This window comes from Cryobacterium sp. LW097 (assembly GCF_002205495.2).
Taxonomy (GTDB): Bacteria; Actinomycetota; Actinomycetes; order Actinomycetales; family Microbacteriaceae; genus Cryobacterium; species Cryobacterium zongtaii.
Window position 1 is genome coordinate 3,240,587 of record NZ_CP021992.1, and the last position, 12,531, is coordinate 3,253,117.

Annotated in this window: 11 protein-coding genes; all 11 read left to right on the forward strand. The window is 68.7% G+C overall.

Annotated features, from left to right (window positions below; genetic code table 11):
- Positions 1-165: 165 nt before the first annotated feature.
- The 11 genes from B7495_RS15250 to B7495_RS15300 all read left to right on the forward strand — a co-directional run bounded on the left by B7495_RS15250 (position 166) and on the right by B7495_RS15300 (position 12,520).
- On the forward strand, positions 166-789 hold the full coding sequence (locus B7495_RS15250; RefSeq protein WP_240632513.1) for an acyltransferase: 624 nt from the start codon (positions 166-168) through the stop codon (positions 787-789).
- On the forward strand, positions 786-1,484 hold the full coding sequence (locus B7495_RS15255; RefSeq protein WP_088457328.1) for a hypothetical protein: 699 nt from the start codon (positions 786-788) through the stop codon (positions 1,482-1,484). The genes B7495_RS15250 and B7495_RS15255 overlap by 4 nt, the downstream gene beginning before the upstream one ends.
- Positions 1,485-1,497: 13 nt before the next feature.
- Entirely contained in the window at positions 1,498-2,760 is a 1,263-nt protein-coding gene (locus tag B7495_RS15260; protein WP_088457329.1) for an MFS transporter, read from the forward strand.
- The gene (locus tag B7495_RS15265; RefSeq protein WP_088457330.1) at positions 2,757-3,773 is read left to right on the forward strand and encodes a hypothetical protein; all 1,017 of its coding nucleotides are present in this window, start codon (positions 2,757-2,759) and stop codon (positions 3,771-3,773) included. Before B7495_RS15260 ends, B7495_RS15265 begins: the two co-directional genes overlap by 4 nt.
- Positions 3,770-4,684, forward strand: a complete 915-nt coding sequence (locus tag B7495_RS15270; protein WP_088457331.1) for a glycosyltransferase — start codon at positions 3,770-3,772, stop codon at positions 4,682-4,684. The genes B7495_RS15265 and B7495_RS15270 overlap by 4 nt, the downstream gene beginning before the upstream one ends.
- A 277-nt stretch (positions 4,685-4,961) precedes the next feature.
- A complete protein-coding gene (locus B7495_RS15275) occupies positions 4,962-5,660 on the forward strand; it encodes a hypothetical protein (RefSeq protein ID WP_088457332.1) in 699 nt (232 codons plus the stop codon).
- Between the two features lie 88 nt (positions 5,661-5,748).
- Entirely contained in the window at positions 5,749-8,424 is a 2,676-nt protein-coding gene (locus B7495_RS15280; RefSeq protein WP_088457333.1) for a WecB/TagA/CpsF family glycosyltransferase, read from the forward strand.
- Positions 8,425-8,617: 193 nt separating this feature from the next.
- On the forward strand, positions 8,618-9,616 hold the full coding sequence (locus B7495_RS15285) for a glycosyltransferase family 2 protein (protein ID WP_088457334.1): 999 nt from the start codon (positions 8,618-8,620) through the stop codon (positions 9,614-9,616).
- On the forward strand, positions 9,613-10,338 hold the full coding sequence (locus tag B7495_RS15290; protein ID WP_088457335.1) for a hypothetical protein: 726 nt from the start codon (positions 9,613-9,615) through the stop codon (positions 10,336-10,338). The genes B7495_RS15285 and B7495_RS15290 overlap by 4 nt, the downstream gene beginning before the upstream one ends.
- On the forward strand, positions 10,335-11,177 hold the full coding sequence (locus B7495_RS15295) for a hypothetical protein (protein WP_088457336.1): 843 nt from the start codon (positions 10,335-10,337) through the stop codon (positions 11,175-11,177). The genes B7495_RS15290 and B7495_RS15295 overlap by 4 nt, the downstream gene beginning before the upstream one ends.
- The gene (locus B7495_RS15300) at positions 11,174-12,520 is read left to right on the forward strand and encodes an O-antigen ligase (RefSeq protein WP_088457337.1); all 1,347 of its coding nucleotides are present in this window, start codon (positions 11,174-11,176) and stop codon (positions 12,518-12,520) included. Before B7495_RS15295 ends, B7495_RS15300 begins: the two co-directional genes overlap by 4 nt.
- Positions 12,521-12,531 lie beyond the last annotated feature (11 nt).

Here is a 12,531-nt window from a genome sequence, read left to right on the forward strand (position 1 = left end):
TCCGTCTCCGGCTTGCGCTATTGCCGGCGTCGGGCTCTGTCCGAGCTGCACCTGTACACCCGACATGCAGGGATGGAACGTGAAAAGAAGTACTTTGCGGCGACCCCTCCGTGCGGCCGGCTGCCCCGCAGCCTCCCACCGCCCCGCGAAAGGTCGACGCTCGTGATACCCGCACCGGAGACGGCCGGGCACCCCCTCATCGAAGCGACCGCCGACGTGGACCCCACCGCGGAGGTCGGCGCTGAGACACGCGTGTGGCACCTCGCCCAGGTGCGCGAAAATGCCTCCATCGGCAGCGGCTGCATCCTCGGGCGTGGCTCGTACATCGGACCCGGCGTCATTCTCGGACGCAACTGCAAGGTACAGAACTACGCACTGATCTACGAACCGGCGGTCCTGGAAGACGGCGTCTTCGTCGGTCCCGCCGTGGTGTTCACCAACGACATGTTTCCGCGGGCCGTCAACCCCGATTTGAGCATCAAAATGGCAGAGGACTGGCATCCGGTGGGTGTGCACGTCGGCACGGGCGCGTCCATCGGTGCGCGGGCCGTCTGCATCGGACCGGTCAGCATCGGCCGTTGGGCGCTCGTCGCGGCCGGCGCCGTGGTGACGAAGGATGTCCCGGACTACGCCATCGTCGCCGGCGTACCGGCCAGACGCATCGGCTGGGTCGGTCGGTCGGGGATCCCGCTGCGGAAAGCTGAGGACGGCCGGCTGACCTGCCCGGCCACCGGTGAGCACTTTTACGAACGTGACGGCGTCCTCCTGGCAGAACGTGAGTCCGGATGAACAAGCGTCAGCTCGGGCTCACCGCGCTCGCCCTCACCGTGGCAGTGGCGACGGCCGGCATGATCGTGGCCCAGCTGCTGCCGGCAGTCGACCGGATTCGCTCGGTGGCGGAATCCACACCGTCGGCCACGGCGCCACCGACAGCCGCCGAGAGCGGCGCCCCCACGCCCACGTCGACCGCGCGGATCGACGAGACGGTGCCGCCGGCTCCAGAGAGACCGCAGGCCGACCCCGCACCCGACACCGATACGGAGGCGGGCCCCCGCACCTCAACCGAAGTGCTCCCGCCCGGGCAGGTCGACGTCACCCTGCCGCCGTCGAAGCCCCGGTCCGCGCTCGTCTCGCTGCCGCTCCCCCCAACCGTGAACTCTCTCGGCGACGTTGTACACGGGTTCCCCACCGATGTCATGCCGGGGATCCCGAACTCACTCGTCGACAACAGCTCGGTGGCGACGCAGGGCGACCGTCTGCAGGCCGCGTTCAAGGCAAGGACCACACTCGGCACCGACGACGTCCTCAGGTTCTACCGGCACCATTTCGCGCCCCTGGGACTCCTTGAAACCCCGGTGACCACGACCGAACGCGGGACAACGCTCAGTTTCGCCCGCGACGACGATTCGGTGACCCTGTCGGTCACCGCCGTCGCCGGCGGATCCAGCTACGTGCTCTTCGGCGTTTTCACGGCGCAGGGTTGACGGCGGCCGGCCCGTGTACATCTCTTTTTCCGACCGGGGATCGGCACAAGGAACGGCATCCCCTCCCGGACGCCCCGTCGCGACGCGGGTCTCGTCCGTCGTCATCGCGCTGGGAATCGTCAGCCTGGTCACTGACGTCTCCTCGGAGTCGGTGTCGGCGATCCTTCCGCTGTACATCACGGGAGTGCTGGGCCTGTCGACAGTCGCCTACGGGCTTCTCGACGGGATCTACCAGGGCGTCAGCGCCATCGTGCGCATCGCCGGCGGCTGGGCGGCGGACCGGGGGGACCAGCCGAAGTGGATCGCGTTCTTCGGGTACGGTCTGTCAGTCCTGGCCCGCACCGGACTTCTCTTCGCAACCGGATTCACGTCCCTGGCGGCCGTCATCGCTGTCGATCGCCTCGGTAAGGGCGTCCGGACCGCCCCGCGCGATGCGCTGATTACAGCGTCATCGCTCCCGGAGAACCTCGGTAGGTCTTTCGGAGTGCACCGCATGCTGGACACCGTCGGGGCCGCGGTCGGGCCACTGCTCGCCTTCGCGATCCTGTTCGCCATCCCGGACGGCTACGACACTGTTTTTGTCGTATCGCTCGCCTTCGCGATCGTCGGCGTCTTTGTGCTCGGCCTGGTCGTACCGAACACCCGTCCTTCGGCAGAGCGCGCCGCACCCGGCACCTCCCGGGCGTCGTTCAGGTGGGCTCAGCTGAGGGATCCGCGGCTGCGCCGCCTGCTCCTCACCGCGGGACTGTTGGGCATCGTGACCATCGGTGACGGGTTCATCTACCTGGTCCTGCAGAGCCGGGATGCCTTCGCGGCGGCCTGGTTTCCCCTGCTCTACGTGGGCACCAACGTCGTCTTCCTCCTCCTTGCGATCCCGCTGGGCAAGCTCGCCGACAGGTTCGGCCGCGCCAGGGTCTTCGTTTGCGGCCATCTCGCGCTCCTGGCTGCCTACGCCTCTGCAGCGGTCCCCGTTGCCGGGCTTCCGACGACGATTCTCTGTCTGATAGCCCTCGGTGCGTTCTATGCGTCCACCGACGGCATCCTCGCGGCGCTCGCGGCCCAGTCGACGTCTGAGGCCAGCCGTGCGACAGCCATCGCCTCCGCCCAGACCGTCGTTGCCGCCACCCGGCTGATCGCGTCCACTGGATTCGGTGTGCTCTGGTTCGCGGTGGGCCGCAACGACGCCATGCTGATCATCGCGGGCGCACTCGCCCTGCTGATCCCGCTGGCCGCTCTCGTCCTGCGCGGCGCGTTCGACCGGACGCAAACGACATGACCGCACGCAAACGCACCATCGCCGCCGTGCTGGTCAGCGCGGTGCTCCTCGGCGGAGCCGGAGGCTACGGCATCGTGGCCTGGGCAGGCTCCCAGGAACGACGGACCGGCGGGAACGCCGTGCAGGCGGTCACCACCGACACGGCGGCGACAGGAGACCGGATCGTGTTCCGCAATACGGCATCCGGCGACGGGTACGGGCTGGTCGCCTTCGTCCCGCTCGCCGATCCCGCCGGTGAGCGCTCGGTGACGGCCCAGGCGTGCGACAGGGTGTACGCAACCACAGTCGTGGAGATGTGCCTCCACATCGACCGCGGGATCGTCACGGCGTTCGCGGCCACCCTGCGCGGTGCGGACGCCGCCGAGCTCCGCACCTGGCCGTTACCCGGCATCCCCAGCCGCACTCGGGTATCCGCCAACTCCCGCCTCGTCGCCGTGACAGCGTTCGTGACCGGGGAATCATATGGGACGGTCGCGTTCTCGACTCAGACGACGATTTCCACAATCGACGGCACCGACTACGGCAATCTCGAAGACTTCGCTCTCTTGGTGGACGGTGAGCGCATCACAGCGGCCGACCGCAACATCTGGGGCGTGACCTTCGGCAGCGACGACACCACCTTCTATGCCACGGCGGCCACGGCCGGACGCACCTGGTTGGTGCGGGGCGACCTGACCGCCCGCACCCTGACGGCCATCCGGGAAAGCGCCGAGTGCCCGTCGCTCTCCCCCGACGGTCGTCATATCGCCTACAAGAAGGTCGTTACCGGCACTGCGTCGCCGGTCTGGTCCATCGCGGTGCTCGATCTCGAGACGGGGGTGGAGACTCTCCTCCCCACCCCCGGCAACGTCGACGACCAGGTGGAATGGCTGGATGATTCGACACTGCTCTACGGGCTGGCCCGCACCGACGTCGTCGGTGACAGCGATGTCTGGTCCATCTCCATCGACGGGGCCAGCCAACCTCGCCTTTTCATCCCGCACGCCTGGTCTCCATCGGTGGTGCGCTCATGACTGCCAAACGCGGGCAGAACGCGACACGTCTGGACGACCCCGCGACGGCGCCCCCCACGGTCGATCACGTCCTGATCACCAGGTTCAACCTGCCGACCCCGGGCCCAGAGGGTCGAGTGCGCCAACGCGAGGGATGGCTCACCGGCCGCGCCGACCTCTTCGAGAAATACTGCCTGCCGTCGGTGCGCGCTCAAACCAACCAGAACTTCCGCTGGCTCGTTTACCTCGACCCGGACAGCCCCGAATGGCTCGTCCAACGCCTGGCACCGTTCGTGCGGGACCAGGTCTTCGAGCCGATCTACCGGGCAGAGGTCACCCCGGCCATCATTCTCGACGACATCCGCGCTGGGCGAACCACACCGTCCGCCGACCTGCTGACCACGAATCTCGACAACGACGACGGGCTCGCCGCCGATTTCGTCGACCGCCTACAGCGAATCCCTCCAAGGGGGCCGCGCTCGGCGCTGTACCTCGCGTCGGGACTGATCCTCGGTCCCGACGGGTTGTTCCTCCGCGTCGACAAGCTCAACGCGTTCTGCTCCGTCAGGGAGACCTGGAACGATCCCGTCACCTGTTGGGCGGACTGGCACACGCTGCTCCCTCGGTCCATGCCGAGCGTTGCGGTATCCGGCCCACCGGCGTGGCTGCAGGTCGTGCACGGCAGCAACGTCAGCAACCGGGTTCGCGGCCGGCTCGTCGCGTCGAACGGCTACGCCGCCCTGTTCCCCACCCTGCCCACCGATCTTGACCAGCCGACGCGTACCGACCTGCTCCGCGACCGCCTGTTGAGCGGGCCAGCCAGGCTGCTGCGGGAATCCTCTCGCGCCGCCGTGAAGTCCACCCTGCTATTCCTGGTCGGCAAGCGCGGGGTCGACCGAATCAAGGAGTGGCGCAGCGGGACGACGAAATGACACCAGTCCGCCCCGAGCCGCGTCACTTTACCCCCCGATAAGGTCACAGCGGCTCGTCGCTTGCCCGGCTATGGTCACCTCGTGAGGACCTGAGCCTGCCTCAGGTTTGAACACGAGTCCGTGCCGGGCCTTACCCTTCCGGCCGCGGGCTGTATCCGAGCTGAACCTGTACACCCGAAATGCAGGGATGGAACGTGACCACAACCATTATTTGTCGACCCCTCTGTGCGTCCGGCTGCCTCGTAGCCGACCGCTTCCTCGTTCGACGGCGACGCCGATGAACAAGCGTCAGCTCGGCCTGGCAGCGCTCGGCCTCACGGTGCTGGTGGCCAGCGCCGGCGTCGTGGTCGCGCAGCTGCTGCCCCCGACCGACCGGATCCAGAGCGTGGCGGAGTCGACGCCGCCCACCGCGCAACCGACCTCCGAGCGGAGTGTCACCCCGACGCCGGCCGACACCGACGGTGCGACGCCCGCTCCGGTTGAGGAGGAGCCGACGGACACCGGCGCGGACGGCGAGCGCTGGAGCGAAGCCGCCGCCGCGCCGCGCACGTCGACCGAAGTGCTCCCTGAGCAGCCTGAGAGCGTCATCCTGCCACCATCGAAGCCCCGGACCACCCTCGTTTCGTTGCCGCTTCCCCCCACCGCCAGCTCGACCGGAACCGTGGTCGGCGGGTTCCCCACGGACGTCATGCCCGGCATCCCGGAGTCGGTTATCGACAACACGTCCGTCGCGACCGAGGGCGACCGTATGCAGGCCGCGCTGGAGGCCAGGACGTCACTCGGAACCACCGACGTCCTGGCGTTCTACCGGCAGCATTTCGCTCCGCTGGGTCTTCTGGAGTCTCCGACCACCGCCGCCAAACGGTCGACGACGCTGAGCTTCGCGCGAGGCGACGACTCCATCACCCTCGCCGTCACCGCCGTCGCCGGCGGGTCCAGCTACGTGCTCTTCGGCGCATTCACCGCGCAGGACTGACAGGCAGGCCCGTGTACATCTCGTTGTCCGGCCTCTGCACGCCCCTCCCTTCCCTTGTCCATGCCTGGTCTCCCTCGGTGGTGCGAACATGACTCTTGATACAGCCCGAATCGTCCTCGGCGGGTCCGCCGTGGACCTGCTCGAATTCAGCGACTCCATAGAACGGATAACCGAGCACCTCGAGGCGCCTGACATCCCGCCCCTGGCGGTCACGTCGATCAACCTCGACCATGTGCATCACTTCGGGGCGGGTGCCGACTGGTCGGGAACGCTCGACGACGACGGACCGGCGCCGGAGGCGGGGCACAGCCAGCTGACCTGGCTGAACCTCATCGATGGTGCCCCGCTCGCCGCGCAGGCCGGCCGCATCACCGGCCGCGCCTGGCCGCGCCTGGCCGGCAGTGACCTGATCGGACCGATCTTGGCGCTATGCGAAAGCCGCGGCACCCGCATCGGCTTTCTGGGCGGGACGGCCGACACCCACGACCGTCTTCTCGCCGAGCTCGCCGTTCGATACCCAGCGCTGTGCGTTGCCGGTCTCTGGGCTCCCGCTAGGGACGAACTGAACGATTCGGTGCGGTCGGAGGCGATCGCCCGCGAGATCCACGATGCCGCCACCGAGCTCCTGATCGTCGGACTCGGAAAGCCTCGGCAGGAGCTGTGGATCGCAGAACACGGGCTGGCGACGGGCTCCCGCGTGCTGCTGGCCTTCGGCGCCGTCGTCGACTTTCTCGCCGGACGGGTGACCAGGGCTCCGCACTGGATTTCCGCGCACGGACTGGAGTGGGCGTGGCGGCTCGCACTGGAACCCCGGCGCCTGTGCACCCGGTACCTCGTGCAGGGCCCACCTGCCTACCTCGCGGTGCGGCGGCGGGAGTCGATCGCCGCCCCCTGGACACCCTCTCCGGCGGTGATCGGAGTCCACCCCCACGATGGTGCGCCAGAGAACCGATTCGTCGGCTTCGCCGACCCGGACGAGCACGCCGACGTGGCCGTCGTTGTCGTCGCCGACAGCACAGTCAGCGTCCTCCCGCTGCTCGAGGAACTCCGAGCGGAGTGTCAGGACCTCCGACTGCGCTGCATCGTGACCGGCGGGGACCCCGGTCGCACCTCCCGGCCCGAGCTGCTGCTCCAACGGGACGTGATCCTGGTGCCGACGGAACGAAACCGCGGCCATGCGGCTTCGATCAATGCCGCCAGAGCCCACATCGGCAGGGCGGACGCTGTGCTCGTGCTCGACGGCACCGGGGAGGTGGAGCGTGGCGCGCTGCGAACCATGGTCGACCGGATGAACCGCGCCGGCGCCGGCGCGGTGGTACCCCGCTTGCTCACCGGTGATGGCGCCACCCGTCGGCACCTGCCCAAGGAACCCACGGTGAGCCGGGCCCTCCTCAGCGCAACCGTCGAAAAGGACGATTCCGGCTCTGGAGGCCGGTTCAGCTCGGTGTACACCGACGCTGAGAGCTACGAGCATGCGCATCAAGTGCGCTGGGGGTTCGACACCGGGCTCCTGGTGCGCCGGGACGTCGACGACCTCGTCGGCGACAGGGACGAGCGGTTCACCGCCGCCCAGGAGTCGGACTACTTCCGCCGCGTGCGTGAGACGGGGGCGCCGATCTGGTACGAACCTGCCGCGCGTATCAGGTCCGAAGCCAGCCCCGGCGTCCGCACGCCCGCGCTGGCGGCGCTGCTCGCCGCGAACCAGGTCCGCTTCACCCGCCGCTATCGGTCCTTCGGTTACGCGCTCGCCTTCCAGGCTGCCTTGGCCGTGACCGCCGCCCGGCACTGGACCGACCCCGCCCAGCGCACGATCGTGCGCGCCCTGCTGACGGGATCTGTCTGGAGGACGGCGCCGGCCGCTCCCCCAAAGCCGGTCGCGGTCACCACGACAGAGCCCGGCCCGTGGGGCAGGTCCGCCACGCCGGCCGGCACCATCATCATCCCCGCCCACAACGAGCGCGCGACGATCGGACGTACCCTCGCCCTGATCGCCCCGATGGCGGCCCTGAACCAGGCGGAGATCATCGTCGTCTGCAACGGCTGCTCCGACAGCACGGCGTCCGTCGCCCGCCGGTTCCCCGGCGTCGCGGTGTACGACATCGAGACAGCATCCAAGACCGCGGCCCTCAACGTCGGCGACGCCGCCGCCCACGCCTGGCCGCGTCTCTACCTGGACGCAGACGTGGCGATCGAACCCACCACGGTGCGCGCGATCTTCGACTCTCTCGGGACCGGGCGCATCCTGGCCGCACGCCCCGAGTACACCTATGACACCACAGGCGCGTCGGCCCTGGTCAAAAGCTACTACCGCGCGCGGCGAAGGATACCGACCAATCGCGACGCCGTCTGGGGCGCCGGTGCCTATGCCGTGAACGCGTCAGGGCACGGCAGATTCGACCGCTTCCCCGACGTCACGGCCGACGACTCGTACGTCGACAGCCTCTTCCGCTCCGACGAGAAGGTCGTCGTACCGACCGGCTCTCCCGTGCGGGTCTTCACACCCCGGACCGTCGCCAGCCTCGTCGCCGTTCTCGCCCGCCAGTATCGGGGGGTCTCGGAATTGGGGACCGAGTCCACGACCGCCGGAAGCATCAGGTCCCTCGTCGCATCCGTGCGCGGCCCGGCGAGCGCGGCCGACGTGGTCTGCTACGGGCTGCTCACGGTGCTCGGCCGGCTCAGGGCCCACCGTGTCGTCAGCCGAGGCCGGGCGGGCTGGGAACGCGACCTGTCCAGCCGAGCACTCCCTCCGGACCTCGCGGCGTGACCCTGACGACTTCGGCCAATCACCCCCTCTTTGGGGTCCGACGGTCTGCCTCGACCGGGATACTGTCTGCTCCGACGGGGACCCTGGTCCCGTCGATTGCATCATGGGTCTGGCTCGTAAAACCTGCCACATCCGATCCGAACCAAGGGGGTGAACGCGTGTACTCATCACGTCGACCCTGCCCGTTCCTGCCATGACCGCGTTGACGCCCGACCGGTCGCCGTCGCCCGCCCCCGGGCGCGACACCTTCGTCAGCGCTGACCAGCCGGCCGATGTCGCGGTCATCATCGTCACCTACAACAGCGAGGCAGACGTCGGGCCGCTCCTCGCCAGTCTGAGAGAGGCCACGCCGTCGGTTCGGATGTGCGTCGTCGTCGTCGACAACGATTCGACCGATGGCACCCTCGGTGTGCTTGCCGAGCACGCCGACATCACCGTGCGCTCCAGCGGCGGCAATCGCGGCTACGCCGGCGGAATCAACGTGGCGTTGAGGCTTGTCGGCCGTGCACGCAGCATTCTGGTGCTCAACCCGGACCTGGTGGTTCGACCGGGCAGTGTGCGCGAGATGCTCAACTGCTTGGAATCAACCGGCGCCGGCGTCGTCGTTCCCCGCCTGGTGGATTCCCTCGGCGTCCTCCAGGCGTCGCTCCGCCGCGAACCGACGGTGCTGCGGTCGTTCGGCGAAGCGCTGTTCGGCTCTCGGGCCCGGCGGAGGCCGGGCTGGCTCTCCGAGACCGTCTACGACCAGGAAAGCTACCGGCGCGCGCACGTCGTGGAGTGGGCCACCGGAGCCGCCCTGCTGATCGACCGGGCGCTCGCCGAGCGCCTCGGTGATTGGGATGAGCGGTACTTTCTCTATTCAGAGGAAACCGACTACTTCCGCCGCGCCCGGAACGCCGGCGCAACGGTGTGGTACGACCCGGCAGCGACCGTCGCTCACCGCCAGGGCGGCTCAGGTGTGTCCGCCGGGCAATCCGCGTTGATGTCCGTGAACCGGGTGCGCTACGCCGAACGGCACGGCACCCCCGCCGCCGCCGCGCTCGTGCACGTTGCGGTCACGCTCCATGCGGCCCTCCGGGCCCACCGGGCGGCCGATCGCTACGCCCTGGCCGTGCTGCTGGATCGTCGCCGGTGGAGGACCCTTCCTCATGCGACGAACACCGCCGCCTCTCCGATCGGGATGGGCGAATGACCGCCGCCGGCTTGCTGCGAGTTCTCCTGCGGCGCTGGTATGTCGTCGTGGCCGTTTTCGCCGTCCTGGGCGTCACGTTCGTCACCCTCGACGAGGCCGGCGGCGCTTACGTCTCGCAAACGAAGGTGGTCTTCGTGGTTCCCGATGCCGCAGCCGTCGGCGTCTTCGACGACCGACAGCGGGACACCCTGTTGGAATTCGTCGGGGCCATCGAGCAGGAGATCAACGACGGAAAGCTGCCCGACCGTCTCTCGCCGGACGCCCCACTCTTCGGTGCGGGAGTCTCCGAGGGGTATCAGGTCGTCATACCCAACACCGGCGGGCAGTGGGAGTACAGCTTTCCCGACCCGGTGTTGTCGGTACGGGTCGCCGGTCAGGATCCCGACAGGGTCAGAGAGACCCTCAACACTCTCCTCGACCGGATCGACGTTCTCACCGCCGACCGGCAGAGCACCCTGGACCCCCGGGATGCCATCAGCACTGAGCGGGTCCCGGCCGAGGCCACGGTCAGTCACGTCGGCGGATCCCGCAGAACACAGGCCAGGGCCCTGCTCGTACTCGGGCTGGTCGGGCTCGGCGTGGCCGCGACCGCGGCAACGCTCGTCGACCGGCTCGCCGGCCGGACTCCCAGACCCCGCCGCCAGGACGGGTCGGCCGGCCAAACCCTGCCGCCCACTATTTCACCGGGCACAACCGCCCAGCAAACGGAGCGTGTGACATGACATTGAAGAACTTCCTGCGAGGCCTCGGACGGCGCTGGTACGTCGTGCTGATCGGTCTGGTACTCACCGGCGTCGCTGCCGGCGTCGTGTATTCCGAGGTGCAACCCACCTACCAACGCAACGCGACCCTGCTCCTCATGCCCGCGGCCTCGAGCGTTCCCGAAGGAGAGAACCCCTACCTGTTCCTCGGCGGCCTCGGCCAAGCCAGTGACGTGTTGGTGAACACGATGGCCTCGCAGACCGTGCGTGAGTCGTTGTTGGATGGGCATCCGGCCGCGGACGCCACCGTCCAGCGCATCGCGACCAGCAGCGGTCCGCTCCTTTCCGTCACCGCCACCGGCAGCACCAACAGTGAGGTTGCCCTGGTGCTCGACCGCGCCCTCTCCGGCGTGCAGACAAACCTCAGCTCCCTGCAGACCCGAGCCGACGTTCCGGAGGTTGAGCGCATCACCGCGATGCCTCTCACCACAGACGAAACCAGTACGGTGATCCAGAAGAGCCGGCTGGAAGCCGTCGCCGCAACAGCTGCCGCCGGCTTCGCTCTCACCCTGCTCCTGGCCGGGTTGGTGGACGGGCTGCTGCTGTCCAGGGACAGGAGACGCCGGTTGGATCCGCCCGTTGCCGATTCCGCCGGCACGCCGGATGACGTTGAGCTCGAAGACGGCCGGGCAACCGAGGACTTCGACGACGACCTCGGCGCACCCCAGGGTCCGAGGCACCCGGACCTGTCCCGTTCCGGCGACCGCCGGGTGCTCGCCGGCGTCCCGGACGGCTTTGACGACAGCACGATCCCCGTCAAGCACGGCGCAGACGCACGTGCTCCCGAGCACGCCGAATGAGCAGGCCGGCGCCCGCGGCGACCCGCGCCGCCGCGACGGAGCGAGGTCCCCATCGGGGGATCGACGGACTGACTGTTCTCACCGTGTACGTGGTTCTGCTGTTCGCGGTTCCGTCCGGACTCACGATCACGGCCCTGGGGTCGGCGGGACGGCCCGCGACGCTCTGGGCCCTCGGCGCGGGACTCTGGTGGTGCTGGCATCAGCTGCAGCGTCAGTCCCCTCTGCCACCGGGCCCGCGACGCGTATCCGCGGCGTTGTTCGCCCTCCTCGCGGTGGCGGGCTTCAGCTACGCCTGTGCCATGCTTCGCGGGCTGCCCACCGACGAGGTCAGCCCGGCCGACAACGGGCTCCTGCGACTGCTGGCGTGGGCCGGGATCCTGCTCGTCGGCATCGACGGTCTCCCCAGCGTCGGCGAACTACGGGTCCTGCTGCGCAGGCTCGCGTGGGCGGGCGGCGCGATGGCGACCCTGGGCATCCTTCAGTTCCTGACGGGCAACCTTCTCCTGGAGTTCTGGCACTTCGTGCCGTTCACGATGTGGGAGGGCCCCACCTCGGACGCACTCGACCAGCGAGCCGGCTTCATCCGCGCGTCGGGAACGGCGATCCATCCGCTTGAGTACGGAGTCGTCCTGGCCATGGCTTTTCCGATCGCCCTCGCCCTGGCCGTCGAGAATCGCTCGGCGCATCGGCTGATCCCCTGGCTGCCTGTCGCCATGATCACTGTCGCGTCACTGCTCTCGGTCTCCCGGTCAACCCTGATCGGCCTCGCCGTGGGACTGATCATCATGCTGCCGACCCTCTCCCGCAGCGTCCGGATGCTCATTGTCACGGTGGGCGGCGCCCTGACCGTCGCGATCGGGGTGCTCGTCCCCGGGATGATCGGAACGATCCGCGGTCTGTTCACCGGACTGGGGTCGGACCCGAGCACCGCATCGCGAACGACCAGCTACGACATCGCCATCGACTACATGAGCCGGTTCCCGGTCGTCGGCAAGGGATTCGGCACCTTCATCGCGAAATATCACATCTTCGACAACCAGTACCTGCTCCTGGCGATCGAGTTGGGAATCCTGGGCGTCATCGCCTTCCTCATCCTGGTCGTCGCCGGCATCGTCAGTGCGGCGCAGGCCCGCCGCACGGCCACCGACAGCCTGGACCGGCAGCTGGCCCAGGCCCTCGTCGCGGCGCTCGTCGCGGGCAGTCTGCTGATGGCCTTCTTCGACGGTTTCGCGTTCTCGATGTCTGCGGGGATGCTCTTCCTCGTCCTCGGCCTGGCTGGGGGTGCGCGGCACCTGCTCGCTGCAGGGCCTCCCGTGCCCGGTCAGCCGGTGGCGACCCGATAGGACAGCTGGAC

What these genes read in the sequence shown, in the direction of transcription:
- B7495_RS15265 (WP_088457330.1), top strand. Translation starts at nt 2,757, where the DNA reads ATGACCGCACGCAAACGCACCATCGCCGCCGTGCTGGTCAGCGCGGTG.
- B7495_RS15290 (WP_088457335.1), top strand. Translation starts at nt 9,613, where the DNA reads ATGACCGCCGCCGGCTTGCTGCGAGTTCTCCTGCGGCGCTGGTATGTC.
- B7495_RS15275 (WP_088457332.1), top strand. Translation starts at nt 4,962, where the DNA reads ATGAACAAGCGTCAGCTCGGCCTGGCAGCGCTCGGCCTCACGGTGCTG.
- B7495_RS15295 (WP_088457336.1), top strand. Translation starts at nt 10,335, where the DNA reads ATGACATTGAAGAACTTCCTGCGAGGCCTCGGACGGCGCTGGTACGTC.
- B7495_RS15255 (WP_088457328.1), top strand. Translation starts at nt 786, where the DNA reads ATGAACAAGCGTCAGCTCGGGCTCACCGCGCTCGCCCTCACCGTGGCA.
- B7495_RS15300 (WP_088457337.1), top strand. Translation starts at nt 11,174, where the DNA reads ATGAGCAGGCCGGCGCCCGCGGCGACCCGCGCCGCCGCGACGGAGCGA.
- B7495_RS15285 (WP_088457334.1), top strand. Translation starts at nt 8,618, where the DNA reads ATGACCGCGTTGACGCCCGACCGGTCGCCGTCGCCCGCCCCCGGGCGC.
- B7495_RS15270 (WP_088457331.1), top strand. Translation starts at nt 3,770, where the DNA reads ATGACTGCCAAACGCGGGCAGAACGCGACACGTCTGGACGACCCCGCG.
- B7495_RS15280 (WP_088457333.1), top strand. Translation starts at nt 5,749, where the DNA reads ATGACTCTTGATACAGCCCGAATCGTCCTCGGCGGGTCCGCCGTGGAC.